Here is a 19,904-nt window from a genome sequence, read left to right on the forward strand (position 1 = left end):
GTCAGGCAAGAATATCAATAAGCAGTGCCCGGCAGGGCGTTTTCGCCTGAAAGGTCACTTCCCGGCTGTCCTGAATAAACGCGCCGTCGCCGCATTCAATTATCCCCTGTTTCTGCCCGTCATCCGCCGTCACTGTACCGTGAACCGACTGATAGAATGCCCGTTTGCCGTACAGCGGCAGTGTCAGGGACTCACCGGCAGAGAGCAGGATATGGGAAATCCGCACCCCCTGCTGTAAATCAAGACTGCCGTCTTCACCATCCGGCGAGGCAATCAGCTGTACCGGCTGCTGTGTCAGCATCAGTTTTTGTGAACTGCCGCGCAGGCTGCCGCGTGCAGCTTTCAGCCAGATCTGAATCCGGGTCAGCGGTGATTCCTCACAGGGATTGGTTTCAGTGTAACTGACATCCCTGCGCGGTGAGAAAAACAGACACTCATCCTGTCTGCTCTCCAGATAGAGTCCGTCATTATCACGAATATCGTGCTTCCCTCTGAGGATCAGGTTTACAATATCCACATCGGGATAGGATTTGGGCTGGAAACCGGCACCGGGAGCCAGTACCTCCTGATTCAGTGCTTTCAGCGGGCCGTACCCCATAAATCCGGGGTCAAAATAGTGTCCGAAAGAGAAAGCATATTTCGCCTGTAACCAGCCATAGTCGGCGGACCCGGCCTGTCCGGCGGTTCTGTGTATAATCATAATGGTCTGCCTGTTATTCAACATGGTGAAATAATAAAGGGCTGGACGCTGAATTGTTAGCCAGTTAATCTGGTGGCGACATTCAAAATTTCTGACTGAGATAATGATGAGTAAAGACAAAGCGTTAACGCTGGAATCATTGCGCGTGATGGATGCCATCGACCGCCGGGGAAGTTTTGCGGCGGCGGCGGAAGAACTGGGGCGTGTACCGTCCGCCCTGAGCTATACCATGCAGAAACTGGAAGAAGAGCTGGATGTTGTTCTGTTTGACCGCTCGGGTCACCGGACAAAATTCACTAATGTCGGGCGGATGCTGCTGGAGCGCGGCCGCCTGCTGCTGGAAGCGGCGGATAAACTGACCAGTGATGCGGAAGCACTGGCAAGAGGCTGGGAGCCGCATCTGACCATCGTCTGTGAAGCGCTGATCCCGACGGCCTCGCTGTTCCCGCTGGTGGACAAACTGGCACAGAAATCCACCACTCAGCTGACACTGGCCACCGAAGTGCTTGCCGGTGCCTGGGAGCGGCTGGAAACCGGGCGTGCCGATATCGTGATTGCGCCGGATATGCATTTCCGCACCTCTTCTGAAATCAACTCCCGCCCGCTCTATTCTGTGGTGAATGTGTATGTGGCGGCACCGGATCACCCGATCCACAAAGAGCCGGAGCCGTTATCCGATACCACCCGGGTGAAATACCGGGGAATTGCCGTGGCGGATACCGCCCGCGAACGTCCGGTGCTGACGGTGTTACTGCTGGACAAACAACAGCGCCTGACGGTCAGTTCTATTGATGATAAACGTCGTGCTCTGCTTGCCGGACTGGGGGTGGCGAGTATGCCGTACCCGCTGGTGGAAAAAGATATTCAGGAAGGCCGCCTGAAAGTGATCGGCTCCGAATACAGCCATGAAACCAATGTGATTATGGCATGGCGCCGCGACAGCATGGGTGAGGCCAAAGCCTGGTGTCTGCGGGAAATTCCGAAATTATTCAGCGGAAAATAAACCGGCACTATCACCGGTCATTATCAGATACCTGCCCGGCTATCCGCGGCAGGTATTTTTTTGTGTGCCGGAGCCCGGTTGCGGTGTCTGCCGGGAAATGCGGTAATCAATAATAAGAACAACAGCGATTGACCGGTGATATTTATCCGTTAGCATTCAGCGGATATTCACCGGTAATAAAAGGCATGTCATCAGTGTATTTGCAGGAGGCAGCGTGGATCTGAAACGGTTTATGTCAGATGTCAGTTTCGCATTTGAACACGATTTTATCGAAAAAGTGATTTACATTAATCTGGAATCCCGGCCGGATCGCAAAGACGATATTCTGGAAGCACTGGGAAATATTGAAATCCCTTATCAGAAAATTATCCGCTTTAATGCGGTTGAGAAAACACCGGGATTTCTGGGATGTGCGCTTTCTCATGCTGCTGTGATGAAAATGATCATGGAAAATGACTGGGGACCGGTGCTGGTTGTTGAGGATGACTGCAATTTTTATTGCGATGATGAACATATTCTGCAGGCTAATCTCTTTTTATCCGCGCTTCAGAAAAGAGAGTGGGATGTTGCATTATTAGGCGGAAATTATTACAACGTTTATGAGCATGAAGCGGATATTTGTTCTCTCAGCCTTAAATATGCATATTGTGCCAATGCCTATATTGTGAACCGGGGTTATGCGGAAAAAATGATGCATATTTTTGATAAATCTGTTCATCTGATTACGGCAAACGGTGAACCCGATGAATCGAAAAGCATCGATGTTATCTGGCATGACCTGATGGAAAAAGATAACTGGTTCGGTTTGTATCCGTGCATTGCGTATCAGGCGAGGGGGTTTTCTGATATCCGCGGCTGGTCAATGGATTATGAATATCTGTTCAATAAACCATTATCCGATCTGACATTTTTTACCCGTGACGGCAAAGTGAAAGAGGCGGAAACAGAAACATCCGCCGGAGCGGATGTTTCACAATAGTATTATTTATTATATTGCTGTGTGGCTTTGCCTGAATGCAATTACCATTTCTTTTTCAGTAAATAATCGATACTGAATTTACCCGGGCCGGTAACAGCCAGCAGTAAATAACCGCCTGCAATGGTAAAGTTTTTCATAAACATTAACTGGTTGGCACCTTCTGCAAAATTACTGTGGAACAGCAGGGCGGTCAGCACAGTAAAACCAAAGGTGAAAATCGCGGTTGTGCGGGTTAAGAAACCAAACAGGATAGCCAGCCCGCCGCCCAGTTCAAGCAGAATGGTTAACGGCAGCAATGCTCCCGGAACACCCATTGCCTGCATATATTGCTGAGTTCCTGCATAAGCATCCCCTAATTTGCCGTATCCGGCCACAATAAATAAGACAGGCATCATGATACGTGCGACTAAAATAGCGTAGTTGTTCATTGTGAGATCCTTATTAGCTCAACAATACTGAATAGTAAATATGACGATTGAGTCACATATTCTTTTGTTTAAATGGCACGATATGCCAATCCGTTTCGTTGGGATAATAGTAAGTGCGAATGAGAAGGATTGTTAGCAAGAATTCTTAATAAACAACATCAAAAATTTTGAATCCGGGGGGCGGGATACGTCAGTTCTGCCTGTTACGGGGGAAACTGCTCTGAAGTGTGCGGAAAACACCCCACAGTCCCAGGGCGCGTTGTCCCCAGCGGATAAGTTTTTTCGGATGGCGGACAGCAAAGACGGAAAACAGGCTGACACCGGCGACAACCAGCGGACGCAGTTGTGACAATGTTTGCCAGGTGCGGTCGAATGATTCGGTTTTTTTCAGCCACTGACCCGTGGCCTGTGACAAATCGCTGCGCTGGGCAGCGATAGTGTCAATCAGCGCCTGCTTTTTGCGGGCACGTTCAGCACGCTGATGCTTATTCATGCTCCTGCTCCTGCTTTTTTCTTTCCAGCAGTTGCCTGTCGATCGCCAGCTGTTCGCGGGTTGCGCCCAGCAGGGATGAACGGCGGGCTTTGCGGACGGCCCACAGGGCGAAAATCAGTGCCCCGACGAGCAGAACGGATGTCATGATAATCATTGCGGTCAGGCGGTATACAGGATCAACCGCCCACATGACCAGAATCATCAGGCTCATCAGTCCGAACGCCGTCAGCAGCAGAGCGGCACCGGCCAGCAGAATCAGCTGGATCAGGTTGGATTTCTCTTCCTCCAGCTCAGTGGCGACAAGCCTGAGCCGGGTTTCTGCCATGCTGATGACGATGGCGGTGATACGTGTCAGTGTATCAAGGAGCCCTTTGCCGGGCCCCTGCGGACGCTCCTGATCGGTCATAACTCAGCGGCGGGCCAGTAAAACACCTAACACCACACCGACAGCGGCACCGATACCTACACCGGTCCACGGATTTTCGCGGACATAATTATCGGCTTTGCCTGCGATCTCTTTTGTCTGCTGCACAACCTGCTCTTTCCCTTCCGCGAGGCGGGTACGGGAATTTTCCAGCGCGGCCTGTGCTTTTTTCTTCAGCGAATCCACTTCTTCTTTGGACTTACTTTCTGCCGTATTCAGCACAGATTCCAGGGTGTCAGCCAATGATTTCAGTTCAGCGCGTAACTCTTCATTTGTATGATGTGACATAGGAACTCCTCGTGGTGGTTATAGCGTAACAGATTCAAAGTAACCGCTTTTTATCTGCAATTAAAGATAAATTATAGTTTATTTTCCGGTATTGTTCTGCACATTGCGGGTGATGGCGGTGTAATTCAGAGGAAATGACGCTGAAACAGCGGACGGGGCGATAATGTATTCCGGCCGGCTGCTGTAATTGCACCGGCCGGAAAAATAGTCTGGTAATTTATTGTGCGTGAGTGTCGTCAGACGATTTTGCCCGCTTGCGCTTCCACACCACCCACAGGCTGGCGAGCAAACCAAAGACCAGCAGCACCACCGGGATCAGCATCAGAATATTCATCAGATGATGCTCATATTTGCGGAAAATCGGGCTGATACCGAGGCCGTAACCGAGAGATGTTAAAATACCGACCCACAGGAAGCCGCTCAGCCAGTTGAAGAACTGAAAACGGCGTGAATTCAGACCGGCGATCCCCGCCAGCATCGGCAGCAGGGTGCGGACAAACGCCAGGAAACGGCCGACTAACAGCGCCGCCAGACCGTGACGGTGGAATAAACTGTGCGCCCGCTGATGGTAATGCGGCGGCAGATGAGACAACCAGCCTTTCACAATTTTGGTATTACTGAGCCAGCGCCCCTGTAAATAGCCCACCCAGCAGCCGAGACTGGCACCGGCGGTGAGGACAATCAGGGTTGTCGGGAAATCGAGTGTATCTTTGGCGATCAGAACCCCGACAAGAATCAGCAGGCTGTCACCGGGTAAAAACGCAGCGGGAAGCAGGCCGTTTTCCAGGAAGAGAATGGCAAACAGCATAATGTAAATCGCCCACAGCAGGGACGGGTTTGACAGGGTTTCATAGTCCTGATGCCAGAGGGCGAAAAAAAGTTGCTGCATTGTTTCCATCAATTATTCCCGGATCTGAAGTAAGCTTATTTCATGTTATGGGGCATTTCTGCGGATATGACCGGAACCCCTGATATATACGCTGGTAAATCCGGCCACTTTAGCAAATTAGGGGTAGCGGAGACAGTGAATTTTTCCCGCAACCCCGAAACAATATTAAGATTAAATTCAGCCTTTTGCAGATTATATTTTACGGGAAATCAATAAGTTCTGTAATGAAATGTCAATTACCGGTCAAACCTGCTGTAAATGAAGGATTTTTCTTAAATAATGTTATGTTGAACATCTGTTTTATTTTCCGGCTGCGGCAGTTGCAGGCGTTCACAGACGGCCTGCGCCACATTATCCAGTAACTGATAACGGCGGCGGTATTCGGCGCGTTTTTTACTGGCTATTTCATCAATGGGTTTACGCGGCAGGGTCAGCGGTATTACATATTCGTGCTGCGGATTGGCGGTGCCACCGACAGATTCCCAGAACGAATTATAATCGGCCACCCATTGTGTCAGTTTTTTATGGCGGTAACGGCGGCTGCGGTAAATATGGGTCTCATTACTGGTGGCAATAATCTGCTGACACTGAAACAGTGAGGCGATAAGGCAGATAACTTCCGTCAGAATGCGTTTAGGGAATACACCGTGACAGTTTTTAGTTGCCGCCCGGATAGCATTGTGAGCCTGCTCACTGACGCCGCCCTGGAGCGCGCCGATAAACAGTGACCGTTTTTCATTCAGGTTCAGCAGGGTGAATGCACTGCGGGCCAGGATCTCACCGGCATCATCCCGCATTTCCAGCGTCAGCTCGCCCTCTTTGTTAAATGCATCCTGCACATCCAGCCAGAGGTGACAGGGGCTCTCTTTTCCTTCAACCAGGCAGAGATAAAACTGCTCATTGCTGTAGATACGGCTGAATACAGCCGGTGGCAGAACGGCTTTGGTGATCCGGTAATGGTCGCAGATAGCCGCCGATTTGTTTTTGCGGTGAAAATTAATGCTCAGATACGGGCGCTGTAATTTGGTCGGCAGCAGCGGCTGCTTTTTCAGAATAGCATCACAGCAGGCAGTGTTTGTCAGGCCGGACAGGTATTTCATGGTAGACAGCGGCATAAACAGGCTGCGGGCCGCGAATTTTAAGCGGTTACGGGCGGAGTCCCAGTGCATACCGGGACAGCATTCTTTGGTGAGTAGTTGTTTGAACAGCAGGAGGCCGGACATAGTAGTGCCTTTAATGAATGAAATTATTACACAGTGAAACAATTCACCCATTTTAACGGCAGAATAAAGATAAAAATTAAAAAAAGCTTATCGCCGGGCCGCAGTCTTAACGGAATTTAAGGATTCCGGGGAAATCCGGCCGTTACAAAAATACAACAATTGATTGTATTATCACCGGTAAATACGATAAAAATTGAATTATGATTTAAAATCATACTGTTATTCGTGTATTTGCTGCCACCGACGGAAAACGGGCTGCCGGGATTCATTAGTAATATTCAGGGGATTTTTATTATCCGCCGGTATTTTATCTTGCCGGAGGGAATGACCACTGCAAAAAACGGAAAAACCGGCAAAATAACCGTGGTTTTTCAGCAGAAGAGAAATAACAACAGAGAAAAAATAGTAATGAAAACTAAACAATATTAATGAACCGCATTTTTGATGTTGTTAATAATTTGTTATTTGCTTTGTTTTTCGGAATATAAAACTGCATTTTCGCTTAATTTTTGAATTTAAAAACTGAATTATGTTTATTTTTCAGAGTAAAAAATTGTGATCGTGTCGGCATTTATGAAAAATTATTAGTCATCACAAAATGCATTAAATGTACATATATTATTGATATTTATAATTTTATTATTAATTACGTAACGTGATTTATAGTTTTGAGATCATTTAAAATGCAATGAATTTGGCGCAAAGTAATGACATTACCTCAGCGTAATTTACTATTTTGGAGCTCATTGTGAATCAGTCAGAACTTATCACGCTCGCCTCCGCGAATGCGTTAAATAAAGATTTCGAAGTTAAATACCAAAACGTCATCAGTGATTTCTTCAGCCGGGATCCCGGCAAATGGCCGATTTTTAATCACCCGCAAATTCAGGCAATTACTCGGTTCCGCCAGACCACCGACGCGGATGTGCAGCAGATCAACCGCTATCCGCAGGGTAAGGATCTTTTTGCTCAACTGGCCGGTGAGTCGCATGTCCGTCAGAACGTGATCCGTCCGGGAGAAGGGCAGGATGATTTACTGGTGTTTGCGTCCGCGCTGTGCAAAAACTGGGAAAACCCGCTGGCCGTGGAAAACGTTATCGCCATGCCGTCAGACCCGGCAGTTTACGGCTCTATGCTGGGCTTACTGGGTAACCCGAACATGGTGTACTGTGAATACTCGGGTGTGGCGGATAACATGGAAAAAACCGTTATCCGTAAAGTGGCCAATCTGATTGGCTATGATGCGGGCAAAGCATCCGGTCTGTTCACCCAGGGCGGAACCATGTGTAACCTGTATGGTTATCTGTTCGGGATCCGTAAATCGCTGAAGCAGTCAAAACATCTCGGAATGTCGGTCGATCAGGATTTCCGGATCATCAACTCTCAGGGCGGTCACTACTCCAATATGACTAACCTGTCCCTGTTAGGTGTGGATATCACAAACAAAACAATCCGTATCCGGGTGGCGTCAGATAACACTATTGACCTGGCGGATCTGGAGCAGCAAATCCGTGCCTGCTATACCGTTCACTGTAAGATCCCGGTGATCCTGCTGACCGCAGGGACAACGGATACCTTTGGTGTCGATGAAATCAAACAGGTTTATGATCTGCGCAACCGTCTGTGTGAAGAATTTGAAATTACAGAAAAACCGCATATTCACGTGGATGCGGCGGTTGGCTGGCCGATTATTTTCTTTATTGATTATGATTTTAACACCAACCCGCTGGCGATTAACGATGCCACCCTGGCTGGTCTGCGTCACAATGTTGAGAAATTTAAACAGCTGAAATATGCGGATTCCATCACTATCGATTTCCACAAATGGGGTTATGTGCCGTATACCTCCAGCCTGGTGATGGTGCGTGACGGTGATGATTTCAAAGCACTGGAAAATGACCCGGAAAACTTCACCTATTTTGAGCATGCGCTGGAAGGACAGACTCACCTGCAATCCACCATTGAATGCAGCCGCAGCGGTGTCGGTGTGTTCGGCGCGTATGCCGGATTGCATTACCTGGGAGTTGAGGGTTATCAGACCATCATTGCGCACTGTCTGCAAAATGCGAACTACATGCGCAACCAGCTGTTATCTATGGGTAATGCCTGTGTGATGGTGCCGGAAAATCAGGGGCCGAGTGTCGGTTTCCGCCTCTATTCACCGAAACTGGTGAATGATCCGCAGGCAATGTTTGCGCACGAACTGACCTGTGCCGGAGATAAAACGGCCTATGACATGATGGTGCGCAACAGCCGCTGGCACCGTGAGCTGTTCCTGAAACGCGGTAAAGCAGGACTGTTTACCAATTGGGTGGATTCTATCGCCTGCTCGGCCTATGCGGAGCATAACCGGTTCGTGTATATTCCGGGGGAAAAGGCGGTCTTTATGAACCCGGTGACGCAGCGTCATCACATCGATGCGTTTGCAAAAATGCTTAAAACCATGAGTGCAGAATAAAAAAGGGTGTTTTTTTATTTTCTGTTTGTGGTATAAGAGAAAAAGAGCGTCACGGCAGTGTCATATAACGGCACTGCCTGTGAAGCAAAAATTAATGATTTTCAGAGAAGAGTAAACCGATGAACTGCATGATGAACCGTCAGCTAAGCCTAAACCTGCTATTCAGTTAGGTGGCTTCGTTTATCTGTTTTTCTTCATAAGCCACCAGTAAGGTGGCTTTTTTGTGCGTGTAAACCTGCTGGTGGAACTGTTTTTTTCGGGAGAGTTCCTATGATGTCAGGTTTTACCGCAAGGATTATTATCAGCGCAGTTTCACGATCGGTCTGTTGTTCTGCCGCCGCTTCTGTCTCTCAGATGACACAGCAGGAGGCCGTATGAGTCAGCAATGGACATCCCGTTTTGGTCATATCTTAGCCGCTGCCGGGTCTGCCATCGGCATCGGTGCCATCTGGAAATTCTCGTATGTTGCCGCCAATAACGGCGGTGGTGCCTTCCTGGTTGTTTTCCTCTTATTCAGCTTTGTTATCGGTCTCGCGGTATTACTGGCTGAAAATATCCTCGGCAGCAGCACCCGCAGTGAAGCCGTCAACGCCTTCAAAAAAATGATGGGACGCCACTGGGCGTGGATCGGGGTGATCGGTGTATTCAGCTCCTGGTGTATTTACAGCTTCTACAGCGTGGTCGGCGGCTGGACTATCGGTTACACCGTAATGGCCGCCGCCGGTGAGCTGAACATTACTGACAGCAGCCAGCTGACCGGCATTTTCACCCGCTTTATCAGTAACCCGTGGTGGCCGGTGATTGCGCATCTGGTGTTTGCGGGGATGACCTGCTTTGTGGTGCTGGCCGGGGTGCAGCGCGGATTGGAAAAATCCGTGAAAGTGATGATGCCGTTACTGTTTATTATTATGATCGTGCTGATTATCGTCGGGATAAGTTTACCCGGCTCATCCGCCGGACTGAAATTGTTCCTGTATCCGGATTTCAGCAAACTGACCGGCAAAGGCGTGCTGGATGCGCTGGGGCTGGCTTTCTTCTCTCTCTCAATCGGGCTGGGGATCCACATTACATACAGCGCGTATTTGTCTGATAACAAAAGCATTGCCAATTCCAGTATGTGGGTGGTGATCCTCTCGTGCATGGTGTGTGTGCTGGCCGGACTGATGATTTTCCCTGCATTAGCGGCTGCCGGTCTGGAAGCGAATGCCGGTCCGGGTCTGACCTTTATGACCATGCCGGTGTACTTTGCCCATCTGCCGGGCGGATCTGTGCTGGCAGTGACGTTCTTTGTCCTGTTGCTGATGGCGGCGCTGACATCCGCTATCTCACTGCTGGAACACATTGTGGCGTATGTTCAGATGCGTTTTCAGTGGACACGCCGCAGAGCGGGCCTGGTGGTGACGGCGTCGATTATGCTGATGGGGATCCCGGTGTCATTATCTTTCGGGCCGTTAAGTGATGTGACGCTCGGCGGGAAAACGATTTTTGATATCCTCGATTACCTGACATCCAATATTCTGATGCCGCTGTTCGGTATTGCTGTCTGCCTGATTTTCGGCTGGTCGCGTAAAGCGAATGCGCTGATTCCGGAAAATATCACCGGACTGAAACGTCAGAGTTTATTGCTGGTCTGGCGTTATGTGGGACCGATCTGTATCGGTGTGATTCTGGTACACGGCCTGATCAGTTAATAACAGATAAAAAAACGGCCCGCATGCGCAGGCCGTTGTGTTTTACTGACTATCAGAACCGGTAATTCACGCTCAGGAAGCCGCTGAATGAGCGGGCGGCATCGGTTTTGATGCTCATCTCATTAAAAAAGAGCAGAAAGGATGAAAATGAAATGATTGTTTCAGGTGATCATCACTATTAAAACGAATAATAAACAGAATATAAATTGTCCGCCTACGTATAAATAGCTGACTGTTTTACAAGGATAATCGTCTTATTATGCATTTTAAGGTGTTATTCACTATTTTTACTCTATTTTGTAGTGATAATTACCGATTAATTGGGTTTTATTTATCCCGGAAGAAAAATAAGATATTTAATATTAATTGATTTAAATCAAAACAAATAACCCTCCATATTATAAAAATTGATTTTTTAGTGATAAATAACGGTGTGATTTTATTTCAAATAGCATTTATTTGAGCTTAACCGATTAAATAACGCCGGATGAGAATGTATTTCATTTTTGTTTTAAATAGCCGTGGTTATGTGAAATTCATTATTCACCCTGATTCAGTTAATTCTGAAAACACGCAGGGTTGTATCTGAATAACGGGTGAGAAGCAGATGGTAAATGCTGCCTGTTTTCCTGTCGGTAGTGAAAGATTCCGCCATTCTCATTGCAGGTCGCCGGTGCGCTATATATTAAATTGATATAAATTAATAAAACCGATAAATAGATTAAATGTTAAAAATAGAAAAAATTCTCATTATCTGTAAAATAATATTTCTGATTTTATTTTTTTGTTTATTGATTATGTTCCGTGTCTCAGTAATTTAATAATAACCGGATTATATTAATATTAAATTAACACAATGGAATATAGAGAATGATCGAAGATAATACCTTTATTACTTCTGATATCACTTCTGAGGGTATTGACCGGCGAAGCTTTCTGAAACTCTGTGCGGCCTTAGCGGCCACCATGGGTCTCAGTGCAAATGCATCTGCCGAAATCGCGGCGTCCGTCAGCCGTAAGGATTGTCCCCCCGTCATCTGGATATCTGCACAGGAGTGTACCGGTTGCACTGAGTCCCTGCTCCGGGCGACGCACCCGACCATCGAAAATCTCATCCTTGATATGATTTCGCTGGAGTACCACGAGGTACTCTCGGCGGCATTCGGTCATCAGGCGGAAGCCAATAAGCACAATGCGATTGAGAAATACAAAGGCAAATATGTGCTGGTGGTGGACGGCTCTGTACCGCTGAAGGATAACGGCATTTACTGCATGATTGCCGGCGAGCCGATTGCCGATCACATCCGCCGGGCAGCGGAGGGCGCTGCCGCAATTATTGCCATCGGCTCCTGTGCCGCCTGGGGCGGCGTGGCTGCCGCCGGTGATAACCCGACCGGCGCGGCATCACTGGAAGCGGTTCTGCCCGGCAAAACCGTGATTAATATTCCGGGCTGCCCGCCTAACCCGCATAACTTCCTGGCAACGGTTGCCCACATCATCACTTATGGCAAAGCCCCGGGGCTGGATGACAAAAACCGGCCGCTGTTTGCTTACGGTCGTCTGATCCACGAACACTGCGAGCGCCGCGCTCACTTTGACGCAGGACGTTTTGCCAAAGCATTCGGCGACCACGGTCACCGTGAAGGCTGGTGCCTCTATCACCTCGGCTGCAAAGGACCGGAAACGCACGGCAACTGCTCCACACTGCAGTTCTGTGATGTCGGCGGCGTGTGGCCGGTGGCTATCGGCCATCCCTGCTATGGCTGTAACGAGGCCGGAGTGGGTTTCCACAAAGGGATCCACCAGCTCGCCGGGGTACAGAACCAGACACCGCGTTCTGAAAAACCGGATGTGGAACTGAAAGAGGGCGGTTCGGTATCGGGCGGCGCTATCGGGCTGCTCGGCGGCGTGGTGGGGCTGGTGGCCGGTGTCAGTGTGATGGCTGTCCGTGAGCTGGGCCGCCAGCAGAAGAAAAACCGGTCCGGCGATCCGCGGGGAGAGTAACTGTGAACAGGCGTGACTTTATTAAAGTGGCTTCCGGCGGGGCATTACTGTTAGGTAATACATCCGTGAGCCACGCGGCGGCGGAGAACCGCCCGCCGATCCCCGGCGCGTCCGGCATGCTGTATGACTCCACTCTGTGTGTCGGCTGCCAGGCGTGTGTGACCAAATGCCAGGATATCAATTTCCCCGGCCGTAACCCGGAAGGGGCGCAGACGTGGTCCAACAATGACAAGCTGTCGCCGTACACCAATAACATTATCCAGGTGTGGACGAGCGGTACCGGCGAACACAAAGATCAGGAAAAGGACGGCTATGCCTACATCAAGAAGCAATGTATGCATTGTGTGGATCCGAACTGTGTCTCCGTCTGCCCGGTCGGTGCGCTGAAAAAGCATCCGGTTACCGGCATTGTGCATTATGACAAAGACATCTGCACCGGCTGCCGCTACTGCATGGTCGGCTGCCCGTATGATGTGCCGAAATACGATTACGACAACCCGTTCGGTATGATCCACAAGTGCGAACTCTGTAACCAGAAGGGTGTTGAACTGCTCGATAAAGGCGGTTTACCGGGCTGTGTGGAAGTGTGTCCGACCGGGGCGATTATCTTCGGCACCCGCGAAGATCTGATGAGTGAAGCGAAAAACCGTCTCGGGCTGACAGCCGGAGAGGAATATGCCTATCCGCGCCAGACACTGAAAACCGGCGATAACTACAAACATCCCGTGCCTTCCTATTACCCGCATCTGTACGGTGAGAAAGAGGGCGGCGGAACCCAGGTGATGGTACTGACCGGCGTGCCGTATAAAAATCTGCAGCTGCCGGAACTGGCTGAACTCTCCACCGGAGCCCGCTCTGAAAACATTCAGCACACCCTGTACAAAGGGATGATCCTGCCGCTGGCGGTACTGGCCGGGCTCACTGTGCTGGTGCGCCGCAACAGCAAAAATGACACTCACGACGGAGGTGATGATCATGAGTCATGATCCCAAACCCCTCGGCGGCAAATTATTCAGTAAGCCGATCATCATTTTCGGGCCGCTTGTTATCCTCTGCGTTCTGCTTATCGTCAAACGTCTGGTCTTCGGGCTGGGGTCAGTCTCTGATCTGAACGGCGGTTATCCGTGGGGGATCTGGATTGCGTTTGACCTGCTGATCGGCACCGGTTTTGCCTGCGGCGGCTGGGCGCTGGCGTGGGCGGTGTATGTGTTCAACAAAGGGGAATATCACCCGCTGGTGCGTCCGGCGCTGCTGGCGAGTCTGCTGGGGTATTCACTGGGCGGATTGTCTATCACCATTGACCTCGGCCGTTACTGGAATATGCCGAACTTCTTTATTCCGGGCATTTTCAACGTCAACTCCGTCCTGTTGGAAACCGCGGTCTGTATGACGATTTATATCGGCGTGATGGCACTGGAACTGGCACCGGCATTCTGTGAGCGCATGGGCTGGAAAGTCTCCCTTAAGCGGCTGAACAAAATCATGTTCTTTGTGATAGCGCTCGGCGCGCTGTTACCGGCCATGCACCAGTCCTCGATGGGCTCCCTGATGATTGCGGCGGGCTATAAAGTGCATCCGTTGTGGCAGAGCTATGAAATGCTGCCGCTGTTCTCTCTGCTCACCGCCTTTATTATGGGATTCTCCATTGTGGTATTTGAAGGCTCCCTGGTACAGAGCGGCCTGAAAGGCAACGGTCCCGATGAAAAACGCCTGTTCGGCAAGCTGGCACTGACCGTCAGTGTGCTGATGGCGCTGTTTCTGGTGCTGCGCTTCGGGGAACTGATCTACCGCGGCAAGCTCGGACTGGCTTTCGCGGGAGATTATTACTCTGTGCTGTTCTGGTGCGAGATTGTGCTGATGGCGATTGCACTGGCGGTCTTCAGTATCCCGGCGTTCCGCCGTGACTCCCGGCTGCTCTACATTGGCGCACTGAGCATGATGCTCGGCTGTGCGGCATGGCGTCTCGCCTATTCATTGCTGGCGTTTGACCCCGGCAATGGCTATCACTACTTCCCGGCGACGGAAGAACTGTTAATTTCCATTGGTTTCGTGGCTGTTGAGATCTGCGCTTACCTTTTCCTGATCCGCCTGTTACCGATACTCCCTGCAGTCAATAAAACCGCAGCTCACCCTTATCATGAGGCAAGTAAGTCATGAGCCAGAGAATTACGATTGATCCGGTTACCCGTATCGAAGGACATTTACGCATTGACTGTGAAATCGGCGATGGTGTGGTCACCAAAGCCTGGGCGTCAGGTACCATGTGGCGCGGAATGGAAAAAATCGTCAAAGGAAAAGATCCGCGTGATGCGTGGATGATCCTCCAGCGCATCTGCGGCGTCTGTACCACCACACACGCGCTGGCATCGGTGCGTGCCGTGGAAAATGCCCTGAACCTGGATGTGCCGGTTAATGCGCAGTATATCCGCAATATCATTCTGGCGGCGCACACCACCCATGATCATATCGTCCACTTTTATCAGCTTTCCGCGCTGGACTGGGTGGATATCACCTCCGCTCTGAAAGCGGATCCGGCAAAAGCCTCTGCCATGCTGAACGGCGTTTCTGACTGGCCGCTCAACAGCACGCAGGAATTCGTCAGAGTGCAGGATAAAATCAAAGCATTGGTGGAGAGCGGGCAGTTGGGGATTTTTGCCAACGGCTACTGGGGACACCCGGCGATGCAGTTGCCGCCGGAAGTGAACCTGATTGCTGTTGCGCACTATTTACAGGCGCTGGAATGCCAGCGCGATGCCAACCGTATTGTGGCGCTGCTGGGTGGTAAAACGCCGCACATTCAGAACCTGGCGGTCGGCGGCGTGGCAAACCCGATTAACCTCGACGGTATCGGTGTGCTGAACCTGGAACGCCTGATGTATATCAAATCATTTATCGACAAGCTGAATGATTTCGTTGAGCAGGTTTATAAAATTGATACTGCGGTCATTGCTGCATTTTACCCGCAGTGGTTTGAAACCGGGCAGGGCGCAGTGAACTACCTGAGCACCCCGGAATTCCCGACCGACGGCAAAAACGGCAGTTTCCTGTTCCCGGGTGGCTACATTGAAAACGCTGACTTAGCGACTTTCCGCCCGATCGATTCCCAGACGGATGCTTTCCTGCTGGAAGGGATTCAGGAAAGCTCTCCGCACTCCTGGTATCAGGATGAAGCGCCGCAGAAACCGTGGGAAGGCACAACCGAGCCGAAATACACCGGCTGGGATCCGGACGGTAAATACTCGTGGGTGAAATCGCCGACCCTGTACGGCAAAACCGTGGAAGTCGGCCCGCTGGCCAATATGTTCTGCAAACTGGCAGCGAAACACCCCGGTACAGCCGAAAAACTGAATGAAATTATTGCGGTTTATCAGACCCTGACCGGCAATACCCCGGAGGTAAAACAGCTGCATTCCACACTCGGGCGGATTATCGGCCGTACGGTGCACTGCTGTGAATTACAGGCGGTGCTGCAGAACCAGTATGCCGCGCTGATCGCCAATATCGGTACCGGGGATCACATCACCTATGTGAAACCGGAATTCCCGGCCACCGGTGTGATAAAAGGCGTGGGTTTCCTGGAAGCACCACGCGGCATGTTATCGCACTGGGTGGTGATCAAAGACGGCGTGATTGAGAACTATCAGGCGGTGGTGCCGTCCACCTGGAACTGCGGACCGCGCAATCACGATAATGTGGCGGGGCCGTATGAGCAGTCGCTGGTCGGGCTGAAAATTGCTGACCCGGAAAAACCGCTGGAAGTGGTGCGCACTATCCACTCATTCGACCCGTGTATGGCATGTGCGGTTCATATTGTTGATGTTGATGGCCGTGAAACGGTATCAGTGAAGGTGCTGTGATGCGGATTCTGGTATTAGGTGTCGGCAATATTCTGCTGACTGACGAAGCCATCGGCGTGCATATCGCGGAAGCGCTGGCGGAGCGCTATATCCTGCCGGATTATGTGGAAGTGATGGACGGCGGCACGGCGGGGATGGAACTGCTCGACAGCATGGCAGGGCGGGATCATCTGATTATCACTGACGCCATTGTGACGGCGAAAAGCGCCCCGGGCACTATCCGTATTCTGCGGGATGAGGAGGTTCCGGCGCTGTTCACCAATAAAATCTCCCCGCATCAGCTGGGGTTATCCGATGTCTTGTCTGCGCTGCGGTTTACCGGGGAATTCCCCGCGAAACTGACGCTGGTGGGCGTGGTTCCTGCCTCGCTGGAGCCGGATATCGGTCTGACCCCGCAACTGCAGGCCGCCGTTGAACCGGCACTGCAGCAGGTGCTGGCGGTACTGCGTGAATCAGGTGTTGAGGCGGTGAAGAAGGAGACGGCAGATGTCTGAGGATATTCAGGGCTTTATGCACAGCCCGGCAGAACAGATCCGCAACGCGTTTGAAAAAGTAGCGGCGGATACTATGCACGATCTCACCTTCCTGCACCCGTCAATGCCGGTTTATGTCACGGAACTGACGCTGTTTGAAGGGCAGTGGACGGGTTGTGTGATCACACCGTGGATGTTCAGCGCTGTGATTTTTCCGGGGCCGGAGCAGCTCTGGCCGCAGCGTAAAGTCAGTGAAAAAATCGGTCTGCGGTTGCCGTACGGCATCATGACATTCACCGTCGGTGAGCTGGAGGGCGTATCTCAGTATCTGGCGTGTTCGCTGCTGTCGCCGCTGCCGCACACACTTTCCCCGCAGGAGGGAATGAGGCTGGCGGATGACAGTGCGCGTATGCTGCTTTCACTGCCGGTCACGGACCCGGATGCTCCGGCGATGGCCGGGCGCAGGGCGCTGTTCACCGGAAAACCGGTGCCCCGGCATGCATGAGTTATCCCTGTGCATGAGTGCGGCGGATATTATCCGCGAACAGGCTGAACAGCACGGCATTGCGCGGGTAACGGATGTCTGGCTGGAAGTCGGTGCACTGGCGGATGTTGAGGAGAGTGCACTGCATTTCTGTTTTGATATCGCCTGCCGTGATACCGTGGCGCAGGGCTGCACACTGCATATTGATGTTATCCCGGCACAGGCATGGTGCTGGGATTGCAGCCGTGAGGCCGAAATCATGCAGCACGCCGGATGCTGTCCGCACTGCGGCAGTGAACGGCTGCGCATCAGTGAAGGTGATGATTTGCGGGTAAAAAGCCTGGAAGGTGAGTGAGTTTTACTCCGCCGCCGTATTCAGCAGCCAGCGGGCGAATTGCTGCATGGCCGGGGTTTCCGTACGGGACTGTAACCGCGTCAGCCAGTAGCCGCCGAGGGTGATCTCTGCGGCAAACGGCTGTACCAGTGCGCCTGACTGCAACAGGCGGCTGAACATGCATACCGGTGCAATCGCTACCCCGGCACCCAGTAGTGCCGCTTCCGCCATGGCCAGTGAGGTATCAAACACCATTACCGGCTGTGACGGGGAAGGCGGTGTGCCACCCGCACAATCCAGCCAGCGGCTCCATTCATCCCGGCGGAATGAGCGCAGCAGGGTAAAGCGGTGAACATCATCCGGCTGCTGTAACTGTTCTGCAATGGCCGGTGAGCACAGCGGGGCGTGCGGTGCGCTGAAAATCAGTTCCGCATCTGATTCATGCCATGCGCCGTTACCGAAACGGATCGTATAATCATGCCCTTCCGCCGCCGGGTCCACATGATTGTTATGGGTGGAGATATGCAGATCAATATGCGGATGGCTGTCATAGAATCCGGCCAGACGCGGCAGCAGCCAGCCTGCGGCAAATGTTCCCACCGCACCGACTTTTACCCGCTCACGGAACTGCCCGTGAGAAAAACACTCCAGAGTATCCGCAATCCGGTCAAACGCCTCATTGAGCACCGGCAGTAATCCCTCGCCTTCATGGGTCAGCACCAGCCCGCGCGAGACGCGGGTAAACAGCACACAGCCGAGTTGTTCTTCCAGAGCCCTGACCTGCTGGCTGACGGCGGCGTGGGTGACATTCAGCTCAATCGCCGCACGGGTAAAACTGAGATGACGGGCGGCGGCCTCAAAGGCGCGCAGCGGGTTAAGGGGGAGATAACGTCTGACCATAATCCACCTGTAAGTTTTTCTTTAGGCTCTTGTTATAAATAACCGTTTGTTCTGTCCGGTGAATCTGACGATACTTGCCGCCGTTACTCACACACGGAAGGTTAATTCTGATGACAAAATCTGTATCTGCAACACTGATTTCTGCCCTGCTGGCGTTTTCCGCCCCGGGGTTTTCTGCCGCTGATAATGTCGCAGCGGTGGTGGACAGCACTATTAAACCGCTGATGGCACAGCAGGATATTCCTGGGATGGCGGTTGCCGTATCCGTAAAGGGCAAGCCCTATTATTTTAACTATGGTTTTGCCGATGTTCAGGCAAAACAGCCGGTCACTGAAAATACACTATTTGAGCTCGGATCTGTAAGTAAAACTTTCACAGGTGTGCTGGGTGCGGTTTCTGTGGCGAAAAAAGAGACGGCGCTGAATGATCCGGCGGCAAAATATCAGCCGGAGCTGGCTCTGCCGCAGTGGAAGGGGATCACGCTGCTGGATCTGGCCACCTATACCGCAGGCGGGCTGCCGTTACAGGTACCGGATGCGGTGAAAAGCCGTGCGGATCTGCTGAATTTCTATCAGCAGTGGCAGCCATCATGGAAACCGGGCGATATGCGTCTGTATGCAAACAGCAGTATCGGCCTGTTTGGTGCTCTGACCGCCAATGCGGCGGGGATGCCGTATGAGCAGTTGCTGACCGCGCGGATCCTGGCACCGCTGGGATTATCTCACACCTTTATTACCGTGCCGGAAAGTGTGCAAAGCCGGTATGCGTACGGCTATAAAAACAAAAAACCGGTCCGCGTGTCGCCGGGACAGCTTGATGCGGAATCTTACGGCGTGAAATCCGCCTCAAAAGATATGCTGCGCTGGGCGGAAATGAATATGGAGCCGTCACGGGCCGGTAATGCGGATCTGGAAATGGCAATGTATCTCGCCCAGACCCGCTACTATAAAACCGCCGCGATTAACCAGGGGCTGGGCTGGGAAATGTATGACTGGCCGCAGCAGAAAGATATGATCATTAACGGTGTGACCAACGAGGTCGCATTGCAGCCGCATCCGGTAACAGACAACCAGGTTCAGCCGTATAACCGTGCTTCCTGGGTGCATAAAACGGGGGCAACAACTGGTTTCGGCGCCTATGTGGCCTTTATTCCGGAAAAACAGGTGGCGATTGTGATTCTGGCGAATAAAAACTACCCGAATACCGAAAGAGTCAAAGCTGCACAGGCTATTTTGAGTGCACTGGAATAATTTTTTTCCTGAACAGGCCCCTGCGG

20 protein-coding genes are annotated in these 19,904 nt (G+C 51.4%); 12 read left to right on the top strand and 8 right to left on the bottom strand.

Translation table 11 applies throughout. From position 1 onward, the window contains the following. Position 1 precedes the first annotated feature (1 nt). Positions 2–700, bottom strand: coding sequence for a pirin family protein (locus tag ACSBQN_RS00995; protein WP_024474534.1), 699 nt, complete (start codon positions 698–700; stop codon positions 2–4). Positions 701–806: 106 nt separating this feature from the next. Here ACSBQN_RS00995 and ACSBQN_RS01000 point away from each other — a divergent pair, with 106 nt between their 5' ends. Beyond that, positions 807–1,703 (top strand): LysR family transcriptional regulator, encoded by an 897-nt coding sequence (locus tag ACSBQN_RS01000; protein WP_015422972.1) that lies wholly within the window; start codon positions 807–809, stop codon positions 1,701–1,703. Between the two features lie 214 nt (positions 1,704–1,917). Next, positions 1,918–2,682: a glycosyltransferase family 25 protein gene (locus tag ACSBQN_RS01005; RefSeq protein ID WP_024474535.1), complete on the top strand. Its 765-nt coding sequence runs from the start codon at positions 1,918–1,920 to the stop codon at positions 2,680–2,682. Positions 2,683–2,723: 41 nt separating this feature from the next. Here ACSBQN_RS01005 and ACSBQN_RS01010 read toward each other — a convergent pair whose 3' ends face one another. From ACSBQN_RS01010 to ACSBQN_RS01035, 6 genes are all read right to left on the bottom strand, one after another. Further along, positions 2,724–3,110, bottom strand: coding sequence for a DoxX family protein (locus tag ACSBQN_RS01010; RefSeq protein WP_004240479.1), 387 nt, complete (start codon positions 3,108–3,110; stop codon positions 2,724–2,726). A 190-nt stretch (positions 3,111–3,300) separates the two neighbouring features. Continuing rightward, a complete protein-coding gene (locus ACSBQN_RS01015; protein ID WP_024474536.1) occupies positions 3,301–3,603 on the bottom strand; it encodes a YqjK-like family protein in 303 nt (100 codons plus the stop codon). Next, the gene (locus ACSBQN_RS01020) at positions 3,596–4,009 is read right to left on the bottom strand and encodes a phage holin family protein (RefSeq protein ID WP_024474537.1); all 414 of its coding nucleotides are present in this window, start codon (positions 4,007–4,009) and stop codon (positions 3,596–3,598) included. The genes ACSBQN_RS01015 and ACSBQN_RS01020 overlap by 8 nt, the downstream gene beginning before the upstream one ends. 3 nt (positions 4,010–4,012) lie before the next feature. Next, complete coding sequence (locus ACSBQN_RS01025; protein ID WP_004236369.1) at positions 4,013–4,315, bottom strand: DUF883 family protein; 303 nt, start codon at positions 4,313–4,315, stop codon at positions 4,013–4,015. Positions 4,316–4,532: 217 nt separating this feature from the next. Continuing rightward, positions 4,533–5,213 (bottom strand): DedA family protein, encoded by a 681-nt coding sequence (locus ACSBQN_RS01030; protein ID WP_024474538.1) that lies wholly within the window; start codon positions 5,211–5,213, stop codon positions 4,533–4,535. Positions 5,214–5,476: 263 nt separating this feature from the next. Beyond that, positions 5,477–6,427, bottom strand: coding sequence for a VirK/YbjX family protein (locus tag ACSBQN_RS01035; RefSeq protein WP_152696796.1), 951 nt, complete (start codon positions 6,425–6,427; stop codon positions 5,477–5,479). 748 nt (positions 6,428–7,175) lie between these two features. Here ACSBQN_RS01035 and ACSBQN_RS01040 point away from each other — a divergent pair. From ACSBQN_RS01040 to hypA, 9 genes are all read left to right on the top strand, one after another. After that, positions 7,176–8,885 carry a pyridoxal phosphate-dependent decarboxylase family protein gene (locus ACSBQN_RS01040; RefSeq protein ID WP_024474541.1) on the top strand — a complete coding sequence of 570 codons (1,710 nt, stop codon included), beginning with the start codon at positions 7,176–7,178 and terminating at the stop codon, positions 8,883–8,885. Positions 8,886–9,259: 374 nt separating this feature from the next. Beyond that, the gene (locus ACSBQN_RS01045) at positions 9,260–10,576 is read left to right on the top strand and encodes a sodium-dependent transporter (RefSeq protein ID WP_004236374.1); all 1,317 of its coding nucleotides are present in this window, start codon (positions 9,260–9,262) and stop codon (positions 10,574–10,576) included. An 870-nt stretch (positions 10,577–11,446) separates the two neighbouring features. Next, positions 11,447–12,580 carry a hydrogenase 2 small subunit gene (gene hybO, locus ACSBQN_RS01050; RefSeq protein ID WP_024474542.1) on the top strand — a complete coding sequence of 378 codons (1,134 nt, stop codon included), beginning with the start codon at positions 11,447–11,449 and terminating at the stop codon, positions 12,578–12,580. Between the two features lie 2 nt (positions 12,581–12,582). After that, positions 12,583–13,566: a hydrogenase 2 operon protein HybA gene (gene hybA, locus ACSBQN_RS01055; protein ID WP_024474543.1), complete on the top strand. Its 984-nt coding sequence runs from the start codon at positions 12,583–12,585 to the stop codon at positions 13,564–13,566. Then, positions 13,556–14,737, top strand: a complete 1,182-nt coding sequence (hybB, locus tag ACSBQN_RS01060) for a Ni/Fe-hydrogenase cytochrome b subunit (protein ID WP_024474544.1) — start codon at positions 13,556–13,558, stop codon at positions 14,735–14,737. Before hybA ends, hybB begins: the two co-directional genes overlap by 11 nt. Then, complete coding sequence (gene hybC, locus ACSBQN_RS01065) at positions 14,734–16,437, top strand: hydrogenase 2 large subunit (RefSeq protein ID WP_004236380.1); 1,704 nt, start codon at positions 14,734–14,736, stop codon at positions 16,435–16,437. Before hybB ends, hybC begins: the two co-directional genes overlap by 4 nt. Next, on the top strand, positions 16,437–16,931 hold the full coding sequence (locus tag ACSBQN_RS01070) for a HyaD/HybD family hydrogenase maturation endopeptidase (protein ID WP_024474545.1): 495 nt from the start codon (positions 16,437–16,439) through the stop codon (positions 16,929–16,931). Before hybC ends, ACSBQN_RS01070 begins: the two co-directional genes overlap by 1 nt. Beyond that, positions 16,924–17,415 carry a hydrogenase-2 assembly chaperone gene (gene hybE, locus ACSBQN_RS01075; protein WP_004240459.1) on the top strand — a complete coding sequence of 164 codons (492 nt, stop codon included), beginning with the start codon at positions 16,924–16,926 and terminating at the stop codon, positions 17,413–17,415. Before ACSBQN_RS01070 ends, hybE begins: the two co-directional genes overlap by 8 nt. After that, positions 17,408–17,749 (top strand): hydrogenase maturation nickel metallochaperone HypA, encoded by a 342-nt coding sequence (gene hypA / locus ACSBQN_RS01080; RefSeq protein WP_004193196.1) that lies wholly within the window; start codon positions 17,408–17,410, stop codon positions 17,747–17,749. Before hybE ends, hypA begins: the two co-directional genes overlap by 8 nt. 3 nt (positions 17,750–17,752) lie before the next feature. Here the strand turns inward: hypA and ampR are convergent, their stop codons facing one another. Beyond that, on the bottom strand, positions 17,753–18,628 hold the full coding sequence (ampR, locus tag ACSBQN_RS01085) for a LysR family transcriptional regulator AmpR (protein ID WP_004240457.1): 876 nt from the start codon (positions 18,626–18,628) through the stop codon (positions 17,753–17,755). A gap of 110 nt (positions 18,629–18,738) precedes the next feature. Here ampR and ACSBQN_RS01090 point away from each other — a divergent pair, with 110 nt between their 5' ends. Continuing rightward, the gene (locus ACSBQN_RS01090; RefSeq protein WP_024474547.1) at positions 18,739–19,878 is read left to right on the top strand and encodes a class C beta-lactamase DHA-32; all 1,140 of its coding nucleotides are present in this window, start codon (positions 18,739–18,741) and stop codon (positions 19,876–19,878) included. Positions 19,879–19,904: the final 26 nt, after the last annotated feature.

The sequence above is a fragment of the Morganella sp. B601 genome (genome assembly GCF_051172335.1).
GTDB classification, from domain to species: domain Bacteria; phylum Pseudomonadota; class Gammaproteobacteria; order Enterobacterales; family Enterobacteriaceae; genus Morganella; species Morganella morganii.